Origin of the sequence: Nostoc sp. C052 (assembly GCF_013393905.1) — a bacterium.
GTDB lineage: Bacteria > Cyanobacteriota > Cyanobacteriia > Cyanobacteriales > Nostocaceae > Nostoc.
The window spans coordinates 832913-859386 of record NZ_CP040272.1 but is presented as its reverse complement, the minus strand read 5'-3'; the positions used below and the strand labels follow the sequence as shown (position 1 = coordinate 859386).

24 protein-coding genes and 1 pseudogene are annotated in these 26474 nt (G+C 42.5%); 16 read left to right on the top strand and 9 right to left on the bottom strand.

All coding sequences use genetic code 11. The features are described 5' to 3' along the window. Positions 1-8: 8 nt before the first annotated feature. From FD723_RS03590 to FD723_RS03540, 11 genes and pseudogenes are all read left to right on the top strand, one after another. Complete coding sequence (locus FD723_RS03590; RefSeq protein ID WP_179064120.1) at positions 9-1511, top strand: UDP-N-acetylmuramoyl-L-alanyl-D-glutamate--2,6-diaminopimelate ligase; 1503 nt, start codon at positions 9-11, stop codon at positions 1509-1511. A gap of 236 nt (positions 1512-1747) precedes the next feature. Beyond that, positions 1748-3220, top strand: a complete 1473-nt coding sequence (locus FD723_RS03585; RefSeq protein ID WP_179064119.1) for a DICT sensory domain-containing protein — start codon at positions 1748-1750, stop codon at positions 3218-3220. A 346-nt stretch (positions 3221-3566) separates the two neighbouring features. Beyond that, the gene (locus FD723_RS03580) at positions 3567-4514 is read left to right on the top strand and encodes a zinc-binding dehydrogenase (protein WP_179064118.1); all 948 of its coding nucleotides are present in this window, start codon (positions 3567-3569) and stop codon (positions 4512-4514) included. 15 nt (positions 4515-4529) lie between these two features. Then, the gene (locus tag FD723_RS03575; protein ID WP_179064117.1) at positions 4530-4877 is read left to right on the top strand and encodes an inorganic pyrophosphatase; all 348 of its coding nucleotides are present in this window, start codon (positions 4530-4532) and stop codon (positions 4875-4877) included. A gap of 29 nt (positions 4878-4906) precedes the next feature. Next, positions 4907-5707 carry an SDR family oxidoreductase gene (locus tag FD723_RS03570; protein ID WP_179064116.1) on the top strand — a complete coding sequence of 267 codons (801 nt, stop codon included), beginning with the start codon at positions 4907-4909 and terminating at the stop codon, positions 5705-5707. Positions 5708-5768: 61 nt separating this feature from the next. Next, a complete protein-coding gene (locus FD723_RS03565; protein ID WP_179064115.1) occupies positions 5769-6683 on the top strand; it encodes a TauD/TfdA family dioxygenase in 915 nt (304 codons plus the stop codon). A 240-nt stretch (positions 6684-6923) separates the two neighbouring features. After that, a complete protein-coding gene (locus FD723_RS03560; RefSeq protein ID WP_179064114.1) occupies positions 6924-7517 on the top strand; it encodes a glutathione S-transferase family protein in 594 nt (197 codons plus the stop codon). A 68-nt stretch (positions 7518-7585) separates the two neighbouring features. Continuing rightward, positions 7586-8965: an LLM class flavin-dependent oxidoreductase gene (locus FD723_RS03555; protein WP_179064113.1), complete on the top strand. Its 1380-nt coding sequence runs from the start codon at positions 7586-7588 to the stop codon at positions 8963-8965. Between the two features lie 147 nt (positions 8966-9112). Next, the gene (locus FD723_RS03550) at positions 9113-10075 is read left to right on the top strand and encodes a DMT family transporter (RefSeq protein ID WP_179064112.1); all 963 of its coding nucleotides are present in this window, start codon (positions 9113-9115) and stop codon (positions 10073-10075) included. Between the two features lie 333 nt (positions 10076-10408). Beyond that, entirely contained in the window at positions 10409-11029 is a 621-nt protein-coding gene (locus tag FD723_RS03545; RefSeq protein ID WP_179064111.1) for a hypothetical protein, read from the top strand. Between the two features lie 846 nt (positions 11030-11875). After that, positions 11876-12797 (top strand): annotated as a pseudogene (locus tag FD723_RS03540) (group II intron reverse transcriptase/maturase). Between the two features lie 56 nt (positions 12798-12853). On the opposite strand, the gene FD723_RS03535 reads toward FD723_RS03540, so the two are convergent. After that, positions 12854-13402 (bottom strand): IS630 family transposase, encoded by a 549-nt coding sequence (locus tag FD723_RS03535; protein WP_256875046.1) that lies wholly within the window; start codon positions 13400-13402, stop codon positions 12854-12856. 77 nt (positions 13403-13479) lie between these two features. On the opposite strand from FD723_RS03535, the gene FD723_RS42420 reads away from it, so the two are divergent. Next, complete coding sequence (locus FD723_RS42420; protein ID WP_256875045.1) at positions 13480-13983, top strand: transposase family protein; 504 nt, start codon at positions 13480-13482, stop codon at positions 13981-13983. Then, positions 13971-14387: a transposase family protein gene (locus tag FD723_RS42415; RefSeq protein WP_256874853.1), complete on the top strand. Its 417-nt coding sequence runs from the start codon at positions 13971-13973 to the stop codon at positions 14385-14387. The genes FD723_RS42420 and FD723_RS42415 overlap by 13 nt, the downstream gene beginning before the upstream one ends. Positions 14388-14573: 186 nt before the next feature. Here the strand turns inward: FD723_RS42415 and FD723_RS03525 are convergent, their stop codons facing one another. From FD723_RS03525 to FD723_RS03515, 3 genes are all read right to left on the bottom strand, one after another. Beyond that, on the bottom strand, positions 14574-15074 hold the full coding sequence (locus FD723_RS03525; RefSeq protein ID WP_179064110.1) for a helix-turn-helix domain-containing protein: 501 nt from the start codon (positions 15072-15074) through the stop codon (positions 14574-14576). A gap of 292 nt (positions 15075-15366) precedes the next feature. Continuing rightward, positions 15367-16503 carry an AIR synthase related protein gene (locus tag FD723_RS03520; protein ID WP_179064109.1) on the bottom strand — a complete coding sequence of 379 codons (1137 nt, stop codon included), beginning with the start codon at positions 16501-16503 and terminating at the stop codon, positions 15367-15369. Between the two features lie 226 nt (positions 16504-16729). Beyond that, positions 16730-16936: a hypothetical protein gene (locus FD723_RS03515; protein ID WP_179064108.1), complete on the bottom strand. Its 207-nt coding sequence runs from the start codon at positions 16934-16936 to the stop codon at positions 16730-16732. A 391-nt stretch (positions 16937-17327) separates the two neighbouring features. On the opposite strand from FD723_RS03515, the gene FD723_RS03510 reads away from it, so the two are divergent. Both FD723_RS03510 and mutL read left to right on the top strand, forming a co-directional pair. Then, positions 17328-18377 carry an adenosine deaminase gene (locus tag FD723_RS03510; protein ID WP_179064107.1) on the top strand — a complete coding sequence of 350 codons (1050 nt, stop codon included), beginning with the start codon at positions 17328-17330 and terminating at the stop codon, positions 18375-18377. 88 nt (positions 18378-18465) lie between these two features. Then, on the top strand, positions 18466-20253 hold the full coding sequence (gene mutL / locus FD723_RS03505) for a DNA mismatch repair endonuclease MutL (protein WP_179064106.1): 1788 nt from the start codon (positions 18466-18468) through the stop codon (positions 20251-20253). Between the two features lie 301 nt (positions 20254-20554). On the opposite strand, the gene FD723_RS03500 is transcribed toward mutL, so the two are convergent. The 3 genes from FD723_RS03500 to FD723_RS03490 all read right to left on the bottom strand — a co-directional run bounded on the left by FD723_RS03500 (position 20555) and on the right by FD723_RS03490 (position 22273). Continuing rightward, positions 20555-21609 (bottom strand): IS630 family transposase gene (locus FD723_RS03500; protein WP_256875017.1). Its coding sequence is split into 2 segments (ribosomal slippage): positions 20555-21214 and positions 21217-21609, totalling 1053 coding nucleotides; the frame shifts between segments, so codons are not numbered across the junction. A 158-nt stretch (positions 21610-21767) separates the two neighbouring features. Beyond that, on the bottom strand, positions 21768-21950 hold the full coding sequence (locus FD723_RS03495) for a CsbD family protein (RefSeq protein ID WP_179064105.1): 183 nt from the start codon (positions 21948-21950) through the stop codon (positions 21768-21770). Positions 21951-22129: 179 nt separating this feature from the next. After that, a complete protein-coding gene (locus FD723_RS03490) occupies positions 22130-22273 on the bottom strand; it encodes a hypothetical protein (protein WP_179064104.1) in 144 nt (47 codons plus the stop codon). Between the two features lie 127 nt (positions 22274-22400). Between FD723_RS03490 and glgX the strand changes: the two genes are divergently transcribed. Further along, positions 22401-24527 carry a glycogen debranching protein GlgX gene (gene glgX, locus FD723_RS03485; RefSeq protein ID WP_179064103.1) on the top strand — a complete coding sequence of 709 codons (2127 nt, stop codon included), beginning with the start codon at positions 22401-22403 and terminating at the stop codon, positions 24525-24527. A gap of 68 nt (positions 24528-24595) precedes the next feature. Here the strand turns inward: glgX and FD723_RS03480 are convergent, their stop codons facing one another. Together FD723_RS03480 and FD723_RS03475 are read right to left on the bottom strand one after the other, a co-directional pair. Further along, a complete protein-coding gene (locus FD723_RS03480) occupies positions 24596-25150 on the bottom strand; it encodes a hypothetical protein (RefSeq protein ID WP_179064102.1) in 555 nt (184 codons plus the stop codon). 12 nt (positions 25151-25162) lie between these two features. Beyond that, positions 25163-26041 carry a hypothetical protein gene (locus FD723_RS03475; protein ID WP_256875044.1) on the bottom strand — a complete coding sequence of 293 codons (879 nt, stop codon included), beginning with the start codon at positions 26039-26041 and terminating at the stop codon, positions 25163-25165. Positions 26042-26474 lie beyond the last annotated feature (433 nt).

Here is a 26474-nt window from a genome sequence, read left to right as displayed (position 1 = left end):
TTCACAAGATGAAATTGCGGGAATTACTAACAGCGGTAGACAGTGTTGAGCAATTACCTACCCATCCAACTTTAGAGGATGTGGAAGTTAGGGGTTTGAAGACGAATTCCCATGCTTGTCGTGTGGGAGATTTGTTTATTGGGATGCCGGGGACGCGGGTTGATGGTGGGGAATTTTGGCAAAGTGCGATCGCATCGGGGGCTGTTGCTGCGATCGTCTCTCCTGAAGCAGCACAAAAAAATCCTCCCACAAATGAGGCTGTAGTTATAAGTGCCAGTAACATAACTCAAGCTTGTGCCCAAATAGCCAGTGCTTTTTACGGTTATCCAGGACGCAAACTCAAGCTGGTGGGCGTGACTGGTACAAATGGTAAAACTACAACTACTCATCTAATCGAATTTTTACTCATCAAAGCTAATCTAGCGACAGCTTTGATGGGAACTCTCTACACTCGTTGGGCAGGTTTTGAGCAAACTGCTGCCCACACTACGCCCTTTGCAGTGGAATTGCAACAGCAGCTAGCAGAGGCCGTCAATGCTGGTAGTGAATTCGGGGTGATGGAAGTCAGTTCACACGCCTTGGCCCAAGGTAGAGTATTGGGGTGTGAATTTGAGGTAGCGGTGTTTAGTAATCTTACCCAAGACCATCTCGACTATCACAGCGACATGGAAGATTATTTTGCTGCCAAAGCCTTGTTGTTTAGCCCGAATTATCTCAAGGGACGGGCAATAATTAATGCTGATGATGCCTACGGCAAACGGTTAATTGCTTCTTTAGATTCTGAGCGTGTTTGGAGTTACAGCGTCAACGACAACAGCGCTGATTTATGGATGAGTGATTTAAATTACCAGCCCAATGGTGTTAGTGGGACATTACATACACCAAAGGGTGATGTGGCTTTTCGATCGCCCCTAGTCGGACAATATAATTTAGAAAATCTTCTCGCAGCCGTAGGAGCAGTTTTACACTTAGGGCTAGATTTACAGTTAGTGGCATCTGTAATACCTGAGTTTCCCGGAGTTCCTGGACGGATGGAGCGGGTACAAATTAATACTGACCAAGATATTAGCGTGATTGTGGATTATGCCCACACACCCGATAGCTTAGAAAATTTACTGAAGGCTGCACGTCCGTTTATACCGGGGAAAGTGATTTGTGTATTTGGTTGTGGAGGCGATCGCGATCGCACCAAGCGCCCAAAAATGGGTAAAATTGCCGCTGAGTTAGCTGATGTAGCAGTAGTGACATCAGATAATCCCCGGACTGAAGACCCAGAAAGGATTTTGCAAGATATTTTGGCGGGAATAGCTGACACAGTGCAGCCAACTGTAATTTGCGATCGGGCGATCGCAATTCGTACCGCTATTTTACAAGCACAACCCGGTGATGGAGTATTGCTTGCCGGTAAAGGTCACGAAGATTATCAAATTCTCGGCACTGAAAAAATCCATTTTGACGACCGAGAACACGCACGCGACGCTTTACACGAAAGACTGAAAATCCAACATTAATTTGGGTATGGGGCACACAAGAGGCAGAGGGGGAGGGAGCAGAGGGGAAGGAGGGTAATTATTTGATTCTTCCCCTTGCCCCCTGCCCCCTGCTCCCCTACCTCCCCAATCCCCTTGTAGATGAAATTTTTTATAGTTAATGTTTCTTTCCGTGGGGATTTTGTAAAAAATGCACACATAAAGGTGAAAATCGAAGACAGAATTATTTCTTGCTTCATCCTTTTTGTGCTTGACTCATGAATGTTTCTCTAGCTAAGGATCTGTCTGTTTATCAACTGGTAATGGGAGTGCAAGCGCCTCCTAAACCATTGTCCCTCAGTCCTGCTACTCTGCTATCACTAGTGAGAGCGCAAATTGATTTACTAATTGAGGAGCAAATTGCAGCTACTTTATGGGTGAAGCTACCACCAGAAAAAATTTGGCAATCAGAATTAGCGCGTTATCAATCTTCGGTAGGTGCGTCTAGTCTCATTTATACCTGCCAGATTGAGGAAAGAGTAGCGGGAGATGGGGGAGATGGGGAAGATGAGGGAGAAGGAAGAGTAAATGCCTCCTCATCTCCCTCATCTTCCTCATCCCTCAATTATGTCCCTGTTCATCTGCCACCCGATAGCCAACTGCGACGGGAAAACTTTCTGATGGTGTTATCGCCCCAGTTTTGTAGTTTAATTTTGGCTCATCGGCCACTTAAAAAAACCAAAAATCGAACATCGGGGAAGGTAAAGACTAATAAAAACCAGCCGTTGCTGATTATAAATACTGTTGAAGGGAGAGTAATTCAGCAAGTATTTGATGGTATCCAACAAGCAATTACACCAGAATCATCCCCAATTTTACCTGCTAGTTTTATTTGCCCAGCTGTCCCCCAAGCTTTACTCATGAATCAATTGTTCGCAAAGCAACTCCTGCGACAAGATGAGATTAATCGTCAAATCATTAAAGTACGTACTACTAAGTTGCAGCAGCAAAATCAAGAACTGCACAACAAAGAGCAGCTCAAAGATGAATACCTGAAAAATGTTTGTCAGGAATTGCGTACACCCCTAACGCACATGAAGACAGCACTTTCGTTATTAAATTCCCCTAATCTTAAGCCACCCCAGCGACAACGTTATTTACAGATGTTAAATACCCAGTGCGATCAGCAAAATTCCCTGATTACTGGTTTGTTGGAATTGGTGCAGCTAGAACACAATTTGGAGGGGACTACTTTGGAGTCGGTGCGTCTCTCAGAGATTGTACCTGGAGTAGTCAGTACCTACCAACCTCTAGCCCAAGAAAAAGGGATTATGTTAGCCTACACCGTACCTACTGAACTCCCATCTGTTTGGTGTGTGAGTGGTGGGCTGAGGCAAATTGTGATTAATTTACTGCACAACAGCATCAAGTTTACTTCTCATGGAGGAGAAGTATGGGTGCGTGCCCGTACTCAAGGCAATTATGTCCAATTAGAATTCCGAGATACAGGTATCGGTATTGCCGAAAACGAAATTCCCAAAATCTTTGATCGGTTTTATCGTGTGCGTACAGCAGCAACAGAAGATTATGGTGGTGCTGGGTTGGGATTAACAATTGTACAGCAATTACTGCTGCGCTGTGGCGGATCTATTTCTGTAAAAAGTAAATTATATGAAGGTTCTACCTTTACGGTGCAATTGGCAAGTGTTGGCAATATCCCAAAAGCGATCGCTACAGAAAATGAGTTATAACCCAATACAGTTCAGAATGAGCAACAAAACACTTGTAGAGACGGCGATTTATCGCGTCTCGAAAACTTGAGAGTGCTGAGTTATTATTCTCCTCCCAGTCCCCAATCATTGATGAAACAAATCTTTTCACAAAAAGCTTGATTCTTCTAGCTGCCTGTGATAACTTACTTTTTACTTCTGTAAATACTGTAAGTTTATCAAAATACCGTAGTTTATGGGTTTTATTAACCTAGTTCCAGGAATTTGCAGTTAAGAATCAATAGCGAATCTATCTATTACACACTATTACAGACAATACATTGCGAACCAACAAACTAGAAATTAATCTCTAAGCCAGGGCAACCTTATGAGCAAAATACGTGCTGTGATTGTTGATCCCAATGTGCCGGGGCGTTTGGCACTGAGCGAAGTGACTGCACCAAAGCCAGCCCCAGATGAAGCTCTAGTGCGGGTAGCAGCAATTTCCCTCAATCGGGGAGAGGTAAAACGTTCAACCACTGCTGAGGCTGGTTGGCAACCTGGTTGGGACTTGGCAGGTGTAGTGGAAATCCCCGCCGCCGATGGATCGGGGCCTCCTCAAGGGGCGCGTGTAGTAGGCTTGCGCCGTGCTGGTGCTTGGGCAGAACTTGTATCTGTTCCCACCAACGCCTTAGCAGAAGTGCCGCCATCAGTATCTTTTGCTCAAGCTGCCACACTGCCTGTAGCAGGTTTAACTGCATACCATGCAGTGTTAAAAGGTGGTTCACTTTTGGGTCGAACAGTTCTGGTTACAGGTGCATCAGGAGGCGTAGGTTACTTCGCTATTCAATTGGCGCAACTGTCAGGAGCGCAAGTTGTGGCACATATTCGTCAAGCTGGCTATGAAACTCTAGTTAGAGAAGCGGGGGCGCAATCGGTGGTGATTGGCGAAGACCTTTCACCCGCCAGCGAGTACGGCCCCTACAATCTAATTGTAGAGTCAGTAGGTGGCAAGACTTTGGGGGTAGCCCTTGGCTTACTGGCACAGGATGGAAAAACTGTGCTGTATGGAGTATCTGGGGGAGCTGAAGTGACATTCAACGCAGCTCAATTTTTTGGGACTGGTAGCGTCAGCTTGTATGGTTTACGTCTGTTTGATGAATTGAGATTTGAATCAGCAGCAGTCGGTCTAAAACGGCTCTTGAGTCTAGTAGAAGCAGGTGAGTTACATCCTCACATTGACTTAGAAGCTTCTTGGACACAAATAGCTGATGTGGCCCAACAACTACTCGATAGGCGTTTTCCTGGCAAAGCTGTGTTGCACATTTCAAATTGAGCGATCGCAGATGGTATGAGGGATAGCACTGAATTCTGGTTAAAACTAGATCAGCTTGTAGCCATTAGTAATGTCAAGATAGATCGCCCAAAAGGGACATCACATCCACGTTATCCATCCTTTATTTATCCGTTGAACTATGGATATTTGGAAAATACTCGCTCTGGAGATGGAGCTGATATTGATGTCTGGATAGGTAGTTTATCTAGCAAAAAAGTTACCGCCGTCATTTGTAGTGTTGACTTGCAAAAGCGGGATGCAGAAATCAAAATACTTCTGGGCTGCACTTCTGAGGAAAATCAAGCCATCTTGGACATCCAGAATATAGGCTCTCAATCAGCAATATTATTGGTTCGCAAATAAATTAATTACATTTTCGAGGGTAAGTTTGTATGAGTTTAGAACTAAAACTATCAGGTAAAACAGCGATCGTTACTGGAGGAAGTGCGGGAATTGGTTTAGCCACCGCCAAAGCACTTTATAGCGAGGGTGTGAATGTGGCGATCGCAGCTCGCAATCAAGAACGCTTAGATCGCGCTGTAGCTGACATCCAGTCCTTACCTACCCCAGGCGCGAAAGTTATTGCCATCAGTGCTGATTTAACGAAAGCAGAGGATGTTGAAAAAGTTGTCTCCACAACATTAGCCCAATTTAATCAAATTGATATTTTGATTAACAATGCCGGATCAGCCCGTGCTGGGTCTTTCCTAGAATCCACTGATGATTTATTTTTGGATGCTTGGAACTTAAAATTATTGGGCTATATCCGCCTAGTTAGAGCCGTCGTTCCCCATCAAAAAAGTCGCGGTGATGGGCGGATTGTCAATATAGTTGGTGGTGCAGGACGGACACCTCGTCCAAACTTTCTAGCTGGTGGTACAAGCAATGCTGCTTTGCTGAATTTCACAAAGGGCATTTCTAAAGAGCTAGCCGAGTACAAGATTCGCATTAACGCTATCTCTCCTGGTGCTACAGCCACCGAGCGTGCTGAGACTTTAGCGCGGCAAAATGCCCAAGCGCAAGGCATCACTGTTGAGCAAGTGAAGGCACAAAATATCCAGAGTATTCCTTTAAAAAGAATCGCCCAGCCAGAAGAAATTGCCGCGCTGGCGCTATTTTTGGTGTCCGATCTTGCTGCATCAATTACAGGAACAGAGATTATCGTTGATGGCGGATCTACCCCTGGTGTTTAGCAGACGCGATGAATCGCGTCTCTACATTTTGTAAAAACATAAACTTCTTGGAGATAAAATCATGGGTTCTCAATACTTTGATATCAAACCTGTTGCAGGACGTATCGGTGCTGAAATCATCGGTGTTAATCTGAGTTCTAAACTCAGCGATGACATCATCAGCGATATTCGCAAGACTCTAGTCAAATACAAAGTGATCTTTTTCCGTGGTCAGCAACAGCTTGATGCTGATGGACAGGTTGCTTTCGCTCGTCGTTTTGGTGAAGTCACTACAGCCCACCCTACCGTACCATCGCTGCCAGAAAATCCAGAAGTCTTAGACCTGAATTATGGGCGCACCACTTCCCGCGCCAATAACTGGCATACCGATGTAACATTTGTAGATCGTCCTCCTCTCGGTTCTATCTTACGAGCGCTTGACATTCCGCCAACTGGTGGCGATACAATCTGGGCAAACTCCGTGACTGCATACCAAGATTTACCTATCCATTTGCGTAATCTTGCAGACCAACTCTGGGCAGTACATAGCAATAAATACGACTATGCCACTGCATTCGACCTACCTGAAGATGTCAAGGCTCATCGGGCTGTCTTCACCTCGACTGTATACGAGACTCTACACCCAGTTGTACGCGTCCATCCCGAATCTGGAGAGCGAGGACTATTTATCGGCGGATTTGTGCGTCAGTTCCGTGGCTTATCAACAACTGAATCAGATGACATTCTGCGGCTGTTGCAAGCATATATCACACGTCCTGAAAACACAGTCCGGTGGCGTTGGCAAGTTGGCGACGTAGCCTTTTGGGATAACCGGGCTACTCAACATTATGCGATCGCAGATTACGGCGATCAGCCCCGCCACGTTCAACGCGTGACAATTGTCGGCGATCTCCCAGTTGGCATCGATGGTAAACAAAGTGAGGCTATCAAAGGAGATGCTTCTGAATACAACCGTCGTCAAGCGGTGACTGCGTAATAGAGAATTGCGTTAAAAGTAGTACTTTGTCAAGCTAGTTTTGAGGATTTTTTGTAAGGACTTTAGTGCTTAGAAAATAAGGGCTAAAGTCCTTGCTACGAAATTGCTTACACATCAATTTAAACTTGACAGACTAGTAAATATCACTGAAAGATATTTCCTAATTTATTTACTAGATTTTTTCAAATGTTAAGACGATAGACATTTGAACCCAGTATCTAATGACGAGCGCACTTTTTTATGAAACTCTTCTATACACCTAACTCACCTTATGCACGCATTGCACGGGTAGCAATAATAGAACTGAATCTGTGCGCTCGCATCGAAACGCAAAAAGTCATTGCACGAGATCCAAACAGCGACCTACTGAATTACAATCCTACAGGTAAAGTACCAACCCTAGCGACTGACGACGGATTTATCTTGAGTGAAACACGTATAATTTGTGTCTATCTGAATCATTTAAATCCTGAGATCAAACTAGTTGCTGACATTTCTAATGGCTTTTTACAGCAACTTGAAGGTATGACTGGTGGGTTCATCGATGGCATTGCTGTCTGGGTTCGGGAGTTAAGGCGTCCCCACAGTGAGCAGTCTCCTGGGGTGATTGAGTTTGAGCGTGAGCGAGCATTAAGAATTCTGGACTACTTCGAGAAGATATCAGATAAACTCGACCAAACTCCTAAACTTGCTCATATAACCCTCGCCTCTGCACTGGGACTAGAGATCCGTTTTCCCGATCTGCAATGGCGGCAAAAATATCCAAAACTTGCTAGTTGGTACGATGAATTCTCTAAACTACCCTCCATCCAAGCAACAAGACCAGAGCCTTAATAACTAACATTTTCTTGTTCCAAACAAGAGAACGAAAAAAGCATAAGTACGCTCTCGCAAATACAAACATGAGTACGAAAAAACAACTTAAACTCGGAGCATTTTTACCCGGTAGTGGTCATCACGTGGCAGCATGGCGACATCCCAACACCCCGGCTGATGGAGGTCTGAACTTCCAACATTACAAGCAGCTGGCACAAACGGCTGAACGGGGTAAATTTGATATGCTTTTCCTCGCTGATGGTTTAGCCGTCTGGGATCGAGGGCAAGGGACTGAGGCTTTTAGCCGTTCAGGACAATTCAGTGTCCACTTTGAACCTTTAACTTTATTGTCGGCTCTGTCTGCGGTGACAGAAAATATCGGATTGGTGGCGACATCATCAACGACTTATGATGAACCTTTTCATCTCGCCCGTAAGTTTGCCTCACTAGATTATCTCAGCGGTGGTCGTGCCGGATGGAATCTTGTAACCTCTGCTGCTGAAGCCGCAGCGCAGAATTTTAGCCAAGAAAACCACCTAGAACACTCGCTACGCTATGAACGGGCGAGGGAATTTGTGGATGTTGTCACCAAACTTTGGGACAGTTGGGAAGACGATGCTTTCCTCCACAATAAGGAGTCAGGTATTTACTTTGATGCAGAAAAGTTGCATGTTCCCCACCACAAGGGAAAATATTTCTCGGTGCGCGGCCCGCTGAATGTGGCGCGTCCACCGCAGGGATATCCAGTAATCGTACAAGCTGGATCTTCCGAGGCTGGACAGGATTTAGCTGCCCAAACAGCAGAGGCGATTTTCACTGCACAACAGACATTGGCAGAAGCTCAAGCCTTCTATGCCAGCGTCAAGGGGAGATTGGCTAAATACGGACGTTCACCTGACCATCTCAAAATTATGCCAGGAGTATTCCCAGTAATTGGTAAGACTGAGCAAGAAGCTAAGGATAAATATGAGCAACTTCAGGAGTTGATCCATCCCCTGGTCGGATTAGGGCTGCTTTCTGGGTTAGTAGGTGGCCATGATTTGTCTAAATATCCCCTAGATGGGCCGCTGCCGGATCTGCCAGATACCAACGGTGGCAAAAGCCGCTTGCAACTCATAACCGATCTTGCCCGCAGAGAGAATTTAACAATCCGACAACTGTATTTGTGGATTGCAGGAGCGCGTGGACATCGAACGATTCTCGGAACACCAGAACATATTGCCGATCAGTTAGAAGATTGGTTCGTTAATGGTGGGGCTGATGGATTTAACATTATGCCACCCTGGCTACCTGGGGGTTTAGAAGAATTCGTAGACTTGGTAATTCCCGAACTGCAACGCCGAGGAATATTTCGTACTGAGTATGAAGGTAGTACTTTGCGCGAAAATCTTGGTTTGCCTCGTCCAGTGAACCAGTTCACCACAAAAACTGCTCCTGAACCTGTGAGCGCCGGTTCCTTGGCATAGTAATAATTGATGGATAAATTCCTTGTAGAGACGGCGATTTATGGCGTCTTTTGAGGCGACGGCTTTGATTTCCTCAAACTTCATCTGGTTTGTTATTCCAGTGGTTTTAACAATACAATCAAGTCGTCTCTAAGGAAACTTTTTATCGTGTTGGGCATCTTAACGGTTCTACTATCCTCCTTTGTTTTAACGTTTCACAACGTTACAGTCCGAGTTTTGTTTTCAGAACATCTCGTACTAGGTTTATTTTTACTCGGTGGATACGTTAAACCGGATTTGCAGAATTCCTTCTTGCTGATGTTCATGCGAATGCTGCTGGTGGTTCCACTCATGGCATCTCTATCATTCAAGCTATATCCATCTGCTTGGACAGAACTCCAAGACTTGTTCACCCGCAAGCGTAGGGATGTTCTAATCCAAGCTCTTGGCTGTGGGGTGCTGATGTTTGTGTATATTGCCTCACTCTACATTGCTATTGGCTTGATTCCCACAGGCATTGCCTTGACCCTCTTCTTCACCTACCCCGTATTTACAGCGCTGCTATCTTGGAGGTTTTTTGGCGATCGCCCCACGTTATTCCGTTGGCTGGTAATGGCTATTATTCTGGTAGGAAGCGCTCTCACCATTCCTCAATCTTCTGCTACTTATAGCAGTCATAGCATTGCGATCGGCATTTTCGCTAGTTTTGGCGCTGGGATTGTTTACGCCTTTTATTGCATCATTGCTCAAAAATGTTTAGAAAAATTCCATCCAATTCCCTTTACCTGGATCAGTTTTGCCTGCACTCTACTGCTTGCCGGTATTAGCTTACTGTTTTGGCCAGGTAAAAGCGCCCAACTTGATTGGACACCCCTATGGATTGGTAGTATATTTTCCGGTCTTGTCAGTTTTCTCGGACACACTCTAAACAATGTGGGGATTAGGATGGTTGGCGCATCTACCGCTTCCATAATTGGCTCTAGCAGTCCAGCATTGACGGCGCTAGTGGCATGGATAAGCATTAATGAAACTTTAAATGTGATTCAGAGTGTAGGGATTGGTGTTGTCACATTGGGCATTGCCTTACTTAGTGCCGAAGGCTTTGTGAAATCGCTCAAAATTAGAAGTTGAAAAGGAGGCAGGGGAGCAGGGAGCAAGGGGGATAGAAAAGAATTGGGATTCAACCCATTCCTGTTCGAGAACCACTAGTAGTTCGCCAAGTGAACTTGGCGGGGTAAAGGGGAAGGGGGAAGGGGGAAAGGGTTTAAATCTCTTACCCTTTTCCCTTTCCCCTTTCCCCAGTCCTCACTTAGCATTTTTGGGTTGGCAGACCACTAGTGGAGAAGTGGGGGACGTAAGAACATGTTCCACTCCGGTATATGGCAGGGGTCATTTACCCTGCCTCTTCGTTGAACAGATCAACGCTACAATCTATCAGAAAAGCCAAGAAATAGTTGTGCCTACATGACAGATGATTTGACATCTACAGCGACATTTGACTTTCTTACCGTGCTATCCCAGGCTAAAGCTGCATATCGAGGACAGAAAAATACACGCCCTAATGCTGAAATATTAGTAAATGCTTTGCTACAAGCAGAAAAAGCTGCCAAACGGCAACGATTGACTTATCCGTTTGAGTCTCTTTTAGGTAAATGGCAACTTTGCTTTGCCACTGGCACTAAGAGAGTTAGACAGCGTGGGGGAATTGTATTAGGCAAGGGTTTGTATGTACCTAAGTTTATAGCAATCCATATTTCCTTTAATGCTGCTTTGGAACAGGATTTAGGCAGAGGCGAAATTGCTAATCAGGTTGAATTTAGCCCATTTTTATTGAAACTCACAGGCCCAGTGCAATATTTAGGTAAGAAAAATTTATTGGCGTTTGACTTTAACCAGATGATTATCAGTCTGTTTGGTGGTGTTGTTTATAACAGAGCAATCCGTTCTGGTAAAGTTCAAACAGAAGATTTTTATAACCAGTCTATAGCTAAACTACCCTTCTTTGCCTTTTTTTTAGTGACAGAAGATTTTATTGCGGCTCGTGGCCGGGGAGGAGGCTTGGCATTTTGGATTCGAGAAATTTAAAGGCACTTTCAGGAAATCAGGCAGTTTTACTGAAGGCAGTCCTGATGAAACAAGTTTCACAGCCTTGTATGAAAGAGGGACAAGGGAGACAAGGAGCAATACTTTTCGGGTTTTGGGAGAAAGGGGAAAGGGTAAAGGTAAATTCAAACCCTTACCCCTTCCCCTTTAACCTTTCCCCAGATCAAAAGAGAGATTGTTGGGTTTATCCGAAAAGTATTGAGACAAGGAGGACAAATAGTAAATGACTCTTTCAAGTCGTGCGATTCGTTGTTTAGTGAATCACGGTAATCAGTCCGTACATAACTAAACCAGCCCGACAGCAGATTACTGTCACTAAAGGGTTGAACTCTCGGTCAGATGCAAGTGCAAGTCTTGCCATTCAGACTCAGAATTGACTCCTTATCTGCCCACACTGACCAGACTCGGTTTCTGGAGGGTGAAGCTCTTAACTGGGCGCAATCAGACGACCGTTGCGGGTTGACACTGGCGCTAATAGGGAGTTCCTACGATGAAACCGAGCCTATAAAAGCGACTTAAAGAGAGGCAGGGCACAACTCAAAATCCCCTGACCACACTGGAGAATCAATCAATTCCCGCCGCATTTTGGACTTGGATAGCGCTAAGAGTCCAGGGAATCCAGTAGTCGAATTGGCTACATCTAACGGAACAATCAATCTCTCCGAGGGAACGAATAAAAACGAGTTGTGGGTCTAGTAGTTCGCTTTCGTGACTTGGCGGGGTAAAGGGTAAGGGGGAAGGTGGGGTTCCCTCTGGGGATAAGGGGCGGGGGGAAAAGGTTTAAATCTCTTACCCTTTTCCTTTTCCCCAGTTCTCACAAGCGCATTTTTGGGTTGGCAGACTACTAGTGAATCTTGGAAAGCCCTACCGTGGAAGAAATTCCGCCGAAATCTTTTCCGCCTTCAAAAGCTCGTGTACAAAGCTGTTCAAGTTGGAGACAAGCGGAAAGCTAGGTTACTCCAAAAGCTTATTCTAAAATCTACCTCGGCTCGATTTCTTGCAATTAGACTTGTATCTCAGCTAAATGCTGGTAAAAAGACGGCTGGTATTGATGGTAAGAAATCCCTCTCATTTGAAGAACGCTTCAACCTTAAAGCACTACTGAGAATGAATAGTGGAAATTGGAAACATCAAGGACTACGGGAAATCCTCATCCCCAAAAAGGACGGGACTACTAGAATGCTAAAGATACCAACCACCGCGGATAGAGCTTGGCAATGCCTAGAAAAATATGCACTCGAACCAGCTTGCGCGTTGTCACTTTCCACTCCAGGAGCTACGGGTTCAGAACTGGGCGCTCCGCCCATGATGCACAAAAGTACGTCTTCCAAAACCTTAACTCCAAAGCTAACGGAATAGATAAGCGAGTAATTGAACTCGATATTGAACGGTATTCAACAAGGAAACCAAACAAAACCGCTACTCTAGCAAGAAATTACTAGACAAAGCATTCCCAAAGGTTTCTTACTCCGAAAACAAACACGTTTCTGTCAAAGGAACTAAATCACCTTACGACGGAGACACAGCCTACTGGAGCGAACGCAAAAGTAAGCTCTACGACGGCGAAACTTCTATTGCCCTTAATAAGCAAAACCATAGATGTGCTTCCTGCGGATTAAAGTTCATTGATGAGGAACGGGTTCACCTGCATCACATCGATGGAAATCACTCCAACTGGAAGAAAAATAATCTCGAAGCAATTCATGAAAGTTGCCACGATTACAAACACATGAGCAAAAGCGTAAGCTGAGAACATCGGGAGCCGTGTACACGGAAACGGGTACGCACGGATCTAATACCAATTCTCTAAAATCCGGCTACAGATAAAGCTGACAAAATATATTGCCTTCCAGTAATAGATGCAATAATTGTTTTGGTTAATTTACCAATTTCAGCGTAGAGAGCAATACGTAAATCATCAATATTTTTGGGTAATAACCAACGCAGTCGGCGCTTAATATATTGCCAAACCTGTTCAATGGGATTTAACTCGGGAGAATGTGCAGGCTGAAATAATAAAATGATGTTATCTGGTATCTGAAGACGTTTGGCTTTATGAAATGCACCATTATCGAGTTGAATAATGAGTACTGAATCAGCAAAGTGTTGGGAAACTAGATTGAGGAATATCTGAAAACAGTCAGTATTAAGATGTGAGAATTCCCAAAAAAAACTCTCTCCTGTCAGTGGTTCGATAATTCCATATAAATATGTTGCTTTGAATTGCCATTGATTTACACCAACTGGTTTAATCCCACTTGCCGTGATTTTCCTACCTGTGATTGTTTTCAATCCAATTCGAGTTTCATCTTCACAACAGAAGCGAATTGTTTTCGTTGTGCATAAAACTGCCAAACAAAACCAATAGACTTATCCTTAATATAAACAAAGTGGGATAATAAAAAACGGAGTAAAAATTATATGTAGATAATATGACAAACCCTTTAGCAAGAATTGAATCACATCCCCACGAAGCAAAACGATTAATAGGGATTAATTATGACCAGTTTTTAGCATTGGTATCCTTAGCGGAAAAAAGGCATAGAGAGAAACAAGCAGAAATTGAAAAAAATAAAGTTCGGATTATTGCCAAGGGAGGCGGACGCAAACCAGAGATGTCACCGAAAGAAGGAATATGCTTGTGTCTAGTTTACCTCAGACAAAAACCAATTTTTGAAATTTTAGGGTTACTCTTTGATATTTCCAAAACAAAAGCGAATGATGCTTTTAACTATTGGGTAGATATTTTGAGAGAAATTTTACCAGCATCTCAAATAGAAGAAGCGTCAGTAGATAGTCAAAAATATCAAGAATTGCAGCAAATGCTGTCCGAGTATGAATTAATTGTTGATAGTGCAGAACAGGCTACAGCGAGACCTGTAGACTATCAAGAACAAAAAAGATATTACTCTGGTAAGAAAAAATGCATACTCTAAAAAACCAGTTTATTGTCTTACCAGGTGGTGAAGATATTGTAGATATCTGTGTGGGAATGCTGGGAAAAACAAGTGATATTAATTTATTTCGAGATACTCGGAATAAATTTGCTGACTCACAAAGGTTTATAGGTGATAAGGCCTATATTGGAGATGATGCCATTACCACACCTCATAAGAAACGAAAGAATACAGAAATTTCGGAATTCCAAAAACAAGAGAATAAACAACTTTCGTCTCGCAGAATTGCCGTTGAACACATGATATGTCGGGTAAAAATATTTCGAGTAGCCTCGGAAAAATTCCGTCTCGCTCGTCATCGATATAGTCAGGTAATTCTGGCAGTTTGTGGGCTGATTAGGTTAAGACTTAATCGCTTAGTATCCTTAACCATTAATACTTAATTTTTTATCCTGAAATTGATTTCATCGTTTTGTACTTTTTACTCTAATTTTAATTTTTTGTCTCAGAATGCCGCCAAACACCTATTTTCTCGTAGAGTAAGATAGCGATCGCCTATTCAATCTGAATTGCTCAAACCCATTCACAGTAAGCATTTACATTTTGCGGATAAGTCTAATGGAGCATTGCTAGGTTGTCTGCAAGGTTTTTTTAAATGCCTCTACTTGTGCCTGTGACTGTTCAGAGCTTTTGGGGCGTGGCACTTTTGGGCATGACTCCAAACGATAATACACCAGCTTGTGAACTGTCTTGTAGCAAGTATTTACTCCCAACTTTTGTTCTAGCCATTCGACAATTTCTTGATAACCATTAAATCCCAGTGGTTCTTGCAATCTTTTAGAGAGTGCTGTTTCTGCCCATGTGGGAATACTTCTCGGTCTTCCTGGTGAAGATTTTTGTTTTAATAGTCCTTCAATTCCACCAGAAGAGTACTGTCGAATCCACTTGTGTAGTGTCACCCGATTCCGACCAATAATCTCTGCGGTTTGAGAAATTGTTTGACCATGCCCTGTTTTGAGTAGATACAGTAACTGCACTCTTTCAAAACCTGTTGCTGTTTTTTGGTTTGCCAGTAACTCTTTGAGTTCTTCTGGAGTCTCTTTTATTTCTAGGTGATATACCCCTGACATTGTTCATCCTTCATCTCATTTAATCTTATTATCCCATCTGTAGCTTTATTTTGGAGAATTGGTATAACTGAGAGGTGCGGGGAATAATATCCCCCATCGACTCAACCAGGAGGAAGAAAATATATTTTTTGCCCTCAGCAATCAAGGGTTTAAAGCCCCTAAATTTATTTATGGAAAACAAATAAATATGTATTTCGAGTGGTGCAGCGCAAGAAACACAGCGTTCTTATTAAATCCCCTAAATTTATTTATGGGGATTCCAACTGAGCCTCCTGCCCTCTACCTCCTTAAGTTAAACCCCTCGCGCAATCCCAAAAGAATCTCCCTTCAAGGTGATTCCCAAAGGTTCTATTACTACCTCGCGACTAAGGGAAGTTTCAACCCTTCCGGCAATCACAGCCGAGAGTTGATGTTTCCTTGCAAGTAGCACAATTTTCTCTGCATCCTGCTCCGACTCTGTATAGAATGCAAATCCTGCACCGTAATTAAACACCGAAAGCATTGTCTCAGACCCGCCCTCAAGATGACCCTCAACAAAGGTAAATATCTCTGGTACTGGGAGCATCGTTTCGATAACATACCGGAGCGGTTTCACCGAACGCATCAGCTTTTGCCAGCCATGACCAGTAATATTCTCCATCGCTGTGGGACGAATCCCCTCGCCAAGCACCGCTTGTACAAGCGGCGTATAGAGATATGATGCAGCATTCATCGCTTCCCAAAACTCCTGGCCACTTGGGAGTTTTGTTCTATAGCCATCAGGGAGCGACTCAGCCAGCTTTCGCAATGGGGTAAAGCCGTTCTCATGGGGACCCGAACTCTCAACGAGAACAATGGTATTTCCGGCATCCAGACGCGAGCTATCAATCGGAGCAACACCAGCCGGCATAACCCCAAAAACCGAGCCGGCGATGTCGAGCCGCCCTGGAATCATCTTCGTTTTTAGTTGAGGAGTTTCCCCTGAGAGATAAACACACCCGACTCGTTTGCACGCTTCAACTACTCCATCCAGAAACCCATCAAGAAATGCGGGGGTAAAGATGGTTTCAGGAGTACTCGACGGCAGATAAAGACCGAGAAGTATAGTTTGCATACCGGAAGTTGCAGCATCATTCGTGAGACACGAGATGATCTTGATCCCAATATTCCACCAGAATCGTCGCAGTTCTTCTTCACTGAGGTCGTCAGGGCGGGTATCGTCTGCGGTGCCCAGTCCTTCGGGTACAAGTGTCATCGAAAGTTCTCTAGCCCCCGCCTCTAGAAATGGAGCCAGGTTAAAGCTGAAAGCGTTGGCGCTGGCTCCTAGACCCGACGCGGGTACTATGCCGTATGTGCTTGCAAAGCCTAGTGTACGTTTTGCAGCATCGATGAAGCGTCGTTTTGCAGCATCGAGAGTATCGTAATCGACTTGATCGAGAGCTTGAGCCATCAGGTTGCGTTTTAAGTAAAAAGTGAGGAGTTATCGAAACAGAATTCAGGAGTCAGGAGTCAGAATTCAGTACGAGTAGCAGATAGCGCGGCATAGCGCGTCTGAATAGACTGGTTTAAAATTCCTACTGATAGCGTTCGCAAAGCCTCTCTTATAGAGCATCTTTATTCTGAATTCTGACTCCTGAATTCTGAATTTTTCTTCAAGAGTTTTTTAACTCCTCACTTTAAAATACCTCATCTTCAATACCACGCCACCATTCACCTAATTTCATCAAGTCTAGGTGAATATCTTCTAATTCTTTGGTATAAACATCGTCTGCAAGCATAGCTCGACGCTCTTGTAATTTCTTAAGACGCAGTTGTACTAAAAGCCAAGGTTTAGTAATGCTATTGGTTGCTTCGATGTATTGCGCTAGTTCTTTGCTATTCATTTACTAGGACTCCTATTTGATTTTTTGATTCTTGAAAAAACTCTGCACAACTCGAAAGGGCTGATTCCCTACTCCCTACTCCCTACCTACGCAAATAAGTTCAAAAATCAAATCGAATTGCTACAGTATTTTAATCCAGCCTAACTGAAATTTAAAGTCTGTAACCACAAATCTAAGTATTTGTGTTCTCTGATACTCTGCCGAATTGATGTAACACGATTCAGAGTAAATTCCTTCCATTGGGAATTTATTAATCCGCCGTCCGCACCAAAGGCAAATACTTGGCTGAGTCATGTCTGGGGATTCTTGAGAGCTAAATTTTTACGAGGACAGATTTTTTCTGTCTATGTTTTTGTTACAATTATTGAAATTTTTAGATAAAAATACCACTATGGCTTTATATGCTGAATTACATAGACATCTAGGCGGCTCGGTTGTACCACGAGTTTTATGGCAATATTTCGAGCGACATGCTTCGGAGTTGATTTCCCGCTTTGCTGACTATTCAGAATTTGAAGATTTTTATACCCGCCCACGTAACACCCTAGATGAGTATCTAGAATTACACACCCTGGTAGAAAGTGTGCAAACTGTGGAGACTTTGCCTTACTTTATCTATCGCTTGGTGCGCGGTGCTTACATATTTGAAAATTTGGCTTATCTGGAACTGCGCTACACTCCTTATCTGCGGACACCTGAGCATTTGAGTCAATCCGAAAGAATTGACAAGATGGCAGAAATTGTGCAAGTAGTAGGACTTGCCAGCCACCAGCCAGAATATCCGATTGTTACTAGCCAAATTCTCTGTATGCACACGCGTCTACCTTATGAGGTGAACAAGGCGATTGTTGATTTGGCGGCGCAAAATCAACAGTATGTTTGTGCAGTCGATGTAGCGGGAGGTGATAGCTATTACGCCGATCGCTTAGAAGAATGGATTAGTCTATATGATTATGCGCGATCGCTAGGCGTTAACACCACGGGACATCTATATGAAACTACCGCTGGTTGTTACCCAGAACTGTTACCCTATCTAATGCGAATCGGTCACGGCATCCAAATTCCCTTACTATATCCAGAGTTACTTAATGATGTGGCTAAACGCGGACAGTGTTTAGAGGTTTGCCCCACAACTTACCTAAAAACTGGTACTTTGCAGGATATACGTCAACTCAAATTAGTCTTTGACCGTTGTTTTGATGCTGGGGTCGATATCGCTATCTGTACTGATAATGCTGGATTGCACAATGTACGTCTACCATTTGAGTATGAAAATCTCTTGACTTACAACATTATTAGTTTTGAACAACTACACGCTTGTCAAGATGCAGCTTTCCGTCATGCTTTTGCTTGGCCTTATAGTCAACCTCCTGCATCCCTATTGAACGGTTTACTCAAACCCGAACCACCTAAAGTTTTGGCAATCAGGGAAAGTAATTAACGACCATCTAGAGATAATTAATAAAAATCTCTCATAAGATTCACTTCCCCATTTTCCTATCTCCCCCAGAAGCTATAAACTATAATTTATGGCATCTACTATTCAAGCTCTACCAACAGAAGTCGTATATCTCATTACAGCTGGAGAGGTAATCGACTCCTTAGCCTCTGTGGTGCGGGAATTGGTAGAAAATTCCCTAGACGCAGGTGCAACGCGAATTGTGGTTTCTCTATGGCCGCAGCAATGGCGAATTCGTGTGGCAGATAATGGTTGTGGAATGAATCTAGATGATTTACAACAAGCAGCCACAGCCCACAGCACAAGTAAAATTCGCTCTAGTGCCGATTTATGGAAAATTCACAGTTTGGGGTTTCGTGGTGAGGCGTTGCACAGTTTAACGACTCTGGCAGATTTGGAAATTTTGAGTCGTCCTGTAGGCGGGAAATTGGGATGGCGGATGACTTATGGCGATGGTGGGAAAGTTGTGCAAGTTGAAGCAACTGCGATCGCACCTGGTACAGTGGTGACAGTTTCTCATCTTTTCGGTAATTGCTCATCTCGTCGTCAGGGATTACCCACAACAGCACAGCAAATGAAAGCTGTGCAAGCCACAATTCACCAAATCGCCCTCTGTCATCCCCACATCACCTGGCAGATTTGGCAAAACGATCGTCAATGGTTCACCATCTGTCCAGCTGCCACAACAGGACAACTCCTACCGCAGATTTTACCGCAAGTGCGACAAGGTGACTTGCAAGAGATAAAACTCGAAATACCCAACCCACTAAATTCAGAACACAGAACTCAGAATTCAGAATTCAGCACTTTTAACTCACCACTCCTAACTCCTAACTACTCACTTCCCACTCCCCACTCCCTACTCCCCACTCCCCACTCAGCACTCACTTTAGTGGTAGGATTACCTGATCGCTGTCATCGTCATCGTCCAGATTGGGTACGTGTAGCCATTAACGGCAGGATGGTGAAGACACCGGAACTAGAGCAAACGATATTATCAGCATTTCATAGAACATTGCCGCGCGATCGCTATCCAATTTGTTTCTTACATCTTGCCATTTCCCCCGATCAAATTAACTGGAATCGCAATCCCGCAAAAACAGAAATTTACCTCAACGAAATCGTTTATTGGCAAGAGCAAATTACCCAAGCAATTAACCAAGCACTCAGCATTTCTTCTACCAATCTCAAAGAAGCTGTTCACACAACACGAGTTAGTAAATTACTCAAAGCCGCAGAAGCTAAAGGCGGTTACAATTTCAATCCTCAAAATCCTAACGAAAATCCCAAAACTCCTAACTCCTCACTCCCAACTCCTAACTCCTTAAAAGCTGTCGCTCAAGTTAGCAACACTTATATTGTGGCGGAACATTCAGGTGGGATGTGGTTAGTCGAACAGCATATTGCCCATGAGCGAGTTTTGTATGAACAATTATGCGATGATTGGCAACTTGTCCCCGTAGAACCGCCAATCATTCTTTATCAATTGTCGCCAGCGCAGGTATCGCAACTGCAACGCATCGGTTTAGACATAGAACCCTTTGGCGAGCAACTTTGGGCTGTCAGAAACATACCCGCACCGTTGCGACAGCGAGACGACTGTGCAGAGGCAATTTTAGAGCTTAGTTGGGGAGGCGATTTACAAACAGCCCAAGTAGCTGTCGCCTGTCGCAGTGCCATTCGTAACGGTACACCGATGAATCAACAAGAAATGCAGACACTTTTAGATAATTGGCAACACACTCGTAACCCCCGCACCTGTCCCCACGGACGGCCAATTTATTTATCTTTAGAAGAATCAGCATTAGCCCGATTTTTCCGGCGTAATTGGGTAATTGGTAAAAGTCATGGAATTTGATATTTCCGATCATTACGATCATGATTTATATGAAAACTGCTGTAACTTAACCGTATTGAATTGAATATCTGATTTCGCTTTTAAGCTAATAAAAAAACTCCACTTTCTCTAAGTTAGTGGAGTAATTAATATTAGACTATTACTAATAAATTATATAGGACTTATATCTGACTTTTGAACAAAATTTCACATAAAACCCTTATAAGACAGGCTTTTCAGTCTCAGTATGTTTTCATAAATCAAATCGAAGTTCGATAACTAAGTAAGTCGGCGGGAAAATTTATAAGTATGTAACAAAATTTTAACCAGAGAGATTAGAGTTAAATTTAATACGTTGTGTCCTATAATTTCCTCTTTCTCCTCTAGCTTGAACACCATCTATTACTGCGTAAGCAAGATCCAACTCATCATCAAACATTCGTCCTGCTAGTTCATCCTTTTTAAGGTGTTGCCATTCCAATTCAATCGGATTCATTTCGGAGCAATATTTGGGCAAAAAGAAGATGTATAAACCCATCTGTTCCCACTTTGACCATAACTGCTGCACCTGAAGACATCGATGTATCGGCCCGTTGTCCTGCACTATTACTCTGATGCGCCCGATCTTTTGGGCTGACTCCGCTTCTTGCTCCATCATCTGGATATAAGATTTTCTGTCAACACCACCAATAACCAAACCGTAAACAAAGCTGATTATTGGTTGAAAAAATCCAATAATGCTTAATCTACGACCACGACGTTTACTTTGTTCTAGTCGTTTTTGCTCACCTCGGAAGTAATAGGTGTAACCCGGTTCGCTCCATGCACAAAACCCTGATTCATCCAAATACTTCAAGTCTATTTCTCCACTAGCAGCAGACAGTTCTAACATATCTAGGTCTGCTTGCTTTATTTCTTGGACTTTTGGGTCTTGTTTCCCTTTGTGGCTCTTTCTGACTCGTTTCCAAATAACCCCCTTTTTTTGAGTACCCGTCTTAATCTGTCGGGACTCAGTTTAATAGAGCGATCTCTCTCTAATTTTTGAGCTAGTTGACGACTGTTATATGTACGTGGCTCTTCTTTGAGACATTCCTCCAAAAATACTATATCCTCTTCGCTATACTTGGTTTTGCCTCCTCTACCTGGGTTATCCCAAAGCCCTTCTAAATCAAGTTTTCGCCATTTATGTAAGATTTCTCTTACCGTTTGAGGAGTCCAATTGAAATGAGCAGCTATTTTTTCTACGTACCAGCCATGTGCATTTAGTCTAATGACCTCTGCTCGGTCTTTAACTTTCTGTGGTACATCCGCAGTTCTTAGGTTTAACAGGGTTTTATCTTGCTCATAGCTTAGGAACACCCTTAGACGAGCGCCCATACTCAGTCACCTCGGTAGATATATTCTCCGTATTTATTTATCTTTACATAGTTTGGTTTTTCCATGCCGACTTACTTAGTGGTCTGTACGATTAATTTTGTTGGGCTGCTAGATCCCCGACTTCTTCAAGAAATCGGGGATCTGAACACCACTCTAAATTAGTCTACAATTTTCTTAACTTCGTCCTTAATGTTTTCTACAGTGTGAGAAACTTGGGCTTCAGCTTGCTTTGCCTGTCCTTCAGCTTTCTCTTGTGGATTACCCGTTATTTCACCCACAACCTCTTGAATTTTTCCTTCAATATTTTTTGCAGTAGCTTCTATTCTTTTTTCGATACTCATGGTTTTTATCTCAAGCTTGTAGTTGATTCAGCTATTACATAAACTAACAACAGGGTATTGTTTTTTACATCCATCAATCGGTGGAATAATTTAATAAATTAACTTAACCTAAGATAGATGTGGAATGGTCAAATAGCACACAATTGTAAAATATGAATGTATCGTACATAAGATTTATATTAATTTTCAATCTCTACCGGGGTTAGTCCCGCCGAAGCGATCGCAATTTCCACAACTACCCTACGCTGTGCGATCGCCTGATATCTGGAATTTTTCTGACTTAAGGAATAGAGATTTATATTGCTAATGATAGAGTAGATCACATTATTTATCAGTTAGATTTGAATATTAGTGATTTTAACGAATTATTAGTAACTTCCAATTTTAACTAATTATTCAAAAAGTCGAAGTCAATTATTTGGCGAAAAACAAATCATTCAAGATTTACTTATGTATGTAACTTTATGGCCAGGTAAAGTATATCCTTTAGGTGCAACTTGGGATGGTAAAGGAACAAACTTTGCTTTATTTTCGGAAAATGCAACAGGGGTAGAACTTTGTTTATTTGATAATGATGACGAAGAAATTCGCTTACCTCTGACAGAAAAAAACAATTTTGTTTGGCATGGTTATTTACCAGGAGTTGGCCCAGGTCAAAAGTATGGGTTTAGAGTGTATGGGATGTGGGCACCAGAAGTAGGTCATCGATTTAATCCCAACAAACTATTGATTGACCCCTACGCTAAAGCAATTGATGGTGAATTTAGTAACGATCCATCTGTCTTTGGCTACTCTCTAGACGCTGAAGAAAAAGACTTAATTTTTTCTGAATTAGATGATGCCAAAATAATGCCCAAGTGCGTTGTAGTCGATCAATCTTTTGATTGGGAAGGCGATCAACTGCTTGCGACACCTTGGCATACAACTGTTATTTATGAAACTCACGTCAAAGGTTTTACTAAACTACATCCAGCTATTCCAGAAGAATTACGTGGAACTTATGCTGGCTTGGCGCATCCAGCTGCAATTCAACACTTACTGCAATTAGGAATTACAGCAGTTGAATTGATGCCAGTACATCATTTTCTATCTCATCCAGGACATTTAGAAGATAAAGGATTAAAGAATTACTGGGGCTACGATTCCATCAACTATTTTGCACCTTATTCTAGTTACAGTGCTAGTGGAACTGGGGGACAACAAGTTACTGAATTCAAGCAAATGGTCAAGGCACTACATTTTGCGGGAATTGAAGTTATTTTAGATGTAGTTTATAACCACACTGGCGAAGGAAATCATTTTGGGCCAACGCTATCTTTGCGAGGTATTGATAATTCTGTATATTACCGTTTGGTAAAAGATGACCCTCGCTACTACATGGATTTTACAGGCTGCGGTAACTCTCTGAATGTGCGTCATGCTCAAGTTCTGAAGTTAATCATGGATAGCCTGCGCTATTGGGTAATAGAAATGCATGTAGATGGCTTTCGGTTTGATTTGGCCTCGGCGCTGGCGCGGGAATTATATGAAGTAGATAACCTATCAGCTTTCTTTGATATTATTCATCAAGACCCAATCTTGGCAGATGTAAAACTCATTGCTGAACCTTGGGATTTAGGTGAAGGTGGTTATCAAGTCGGGAACTTTCCATTGCGTTGGTCTGAGTGGAATGGTAGATATCGGGATACAGTCAGAGATTTTTGGCGTGGTGTAGATGATAGTTTAGGACAATTTGCTTACTGTTTTACCGGTAGCCCTGACCTGTATCAAACCAATGGACGCAACCCAAATGCAAGTATTAATTTCATCACTGCTCATGATGGTTTCACGTTAAATGATTTGGTCAGCTACAACGAAAAACATAACGAGGCAAACGGGGAAGACAGTAGAGATGGTGAAAGCCATAATAGATCCTGGAATTGTGGTGCAGAAGGTGAAACCGACGATCCAGAAGTAATGCGTTTGCGCGAACGGCAACGACGAAACTTTTTAGCAACCCTAATGCTATCTCAAGGTGTCCCAATGCTATTAGAGGGGGATGAAATTGGTTGTAGTCAAAAGGGAAATAATAATGTCTATTGCCAAGACAATGAAATTTCTTGGCGGCATTGGGATTTGCATAAAGCGAACTCGGATTTATTAGACTTTACACGCGAACTAATTAATTTTCGCCATCAACATCCAGTATTCCGACGACGTAAGTGGTTTCAAGGTCGCCCCATTCACGGTTCAGGCATTAATGATATTGCTTGGTTTAATGCTGATGGCAGTGAAATGACTGAGAAGCAGTGGTTAGTTAGTTATGCTAAAGTAATGGAGATTTTTTTGAATGGGCAGGGAATTGCTACTCCAGGAGATCGTGGTGAGCGGATTATTGATGAAAGTTTTCTGTTATTTTTTAACGCTCACTACGAGTTAATTGAGTTTGCTTTACCCAATGAATTTAAAGATAAGGTATGGGAGATAGTAATTGACACTAATGAACCTCGCTTTTTAGATCGGGGAAAATTAGTTTCAGGTTCTCAAACTGTACCAGTCACAGATCGCTCTTTGATGGTATTACGCCTAATCGGTTAGTCATAAGAGAAGAAAAGATACTCAACTTTATAGAAAAATATATTTTTCTATAAAGTTGCTAAAATACTTCAACTATTTTTACTTGTAACTCTAATTAAAAAACGCAGAGCTTCATTTACAGCTTCCGAATTGGGAAACATTTCTGCTACATCAGCTTCTAAATAAACTGTAAATTTTTCAATACTATTAAAATTATCTTCACTATTTATTATATTGGTGTCTGCCAAACCCTGATTTGATTGAGGTTGATTCTGTATTATGTTTGTTTGGCAAGATGCAGTATTTAATTTATTAACTAGTGATTCCCAACTAGTAACTTTCAGATTAAAGTGAGCCTTTGCATCCCGTAATGTTTTAAACTGTTGCTTCAGAATATCAACACTATAAGTATGCTTCTGAGATACCTGTTTCTCTACATTTAGGTCTGACTCAACCATATCAACTACTTCATTAATAAGTCGGTCATGATTTTCGGCAATTTGAGCAGCAGCCCCTAAAATCCGAGAAGTTGCTTGTATCTGTACATCAGTCTCTTGTTTAAGGCGATCGGCAATACTGCGAATTTGATCTCCCAACTTCGCTTTACCTTTTTTTTGCGTAGATGGTAGTGATTTATTGCTCATCAATATACTTGTTTATTCAGAAAGGATATCTTTAATTGCCAGCCAGATGCGTTTAAACTTTTGTACTAAACCTATAGGATTGTTAGTTGTTTCTTCTTCCACCGAATCAACTAGAGATTGAATCCGATCCATACGCTCTGCTACAAGGTAAAGACTATTTACTGCTTCATCCTTACTAGCTAAAGAGTCACGCAATAGCACAACCATCTGGGCAATTTCTCGTTTTAGTTTTTCATTTTCGGCTTTCCGGCGCGTTTCCCATCCCTTAATACTAGCTTTGGAACGACGCTCATGTTTGAGTTCTGCTTTAGCCTCATTGTATAAAGTCAAATACATTTCTCGTTCAGAGTTAGCTGCATCATATTTGGTAAGAAATTCAGTTGCTCTAGCTTTTTCTTCATTGTAGAGACAGAGTGTTTGTTGATGGCTTTGTTGCTCATCAATATAGAAGCGATAATTTTGAGTGACTTGTTCTTTTAGCTCATTAGCTTCGAGTTGGCAAGTTTGGATCTCTCGCTGGTGAACATGAACTAGTTGTGATATTTTTGCCTTTTCTTCGTTGTAAAGGTAGAGCGTCTTTTGATGATTTTCTTGCTCATCAATATAGAAGCGATAATTTTGAGTAATTTGCTCTTTTAGCTCATTAGTTTCGATTTGGTAAGTTTGAATCTCTTGCTGAACATGAACCAGTTGGGATGCAGCTTCTTGATATTCTTTTGCACATTCTTGCCATTTATCACGTTCAGATGCAGCTTCCTCAAGATTCGCACGAACAGTCATCAATGAAAGTTTAAGTTCATGATAAGAAACTGGTTCTTTCTGCTGTGAGCGAGGATTATTAATAGCGTTGTCATAATTAGAATCTCTGCGATCGCCTCTCCTCATTGCCATAATTTAAGTTCCTATATGAGTATTTGTTATACTTAAGTATAAATATTTAGTTTAGCCGAGATGAACTTATTGAAGTGTGATCTCGGTTCTACTGGTAATATGATCTAACCTCTCTCCTAAAAGTCTACGGTGTACATACAAGTCTTAAAATTCCCACTAGTACGTGGTTTCGTTATCTAGCAATAGGATTGTGCGATCGCTCCGAAAGCCTGTCATTGTAAACGCGAGTGCGTCTCGTAGAGAGCAGGAACGACGAACGCAAGTGCGTGTCGTAGACAAGCAATCGCTTTAACTACGAGATTATGCGATTACTTCGCTTCGCTCGTAATGACAATTTATTGGGTCTATAAAGCTTGAAACCCTTGCAGATACCACTTATGTGTACACCGTAGCCTAAAAGTAGAGAGACTTTGAAGCTTACTTTCCTTGTAGG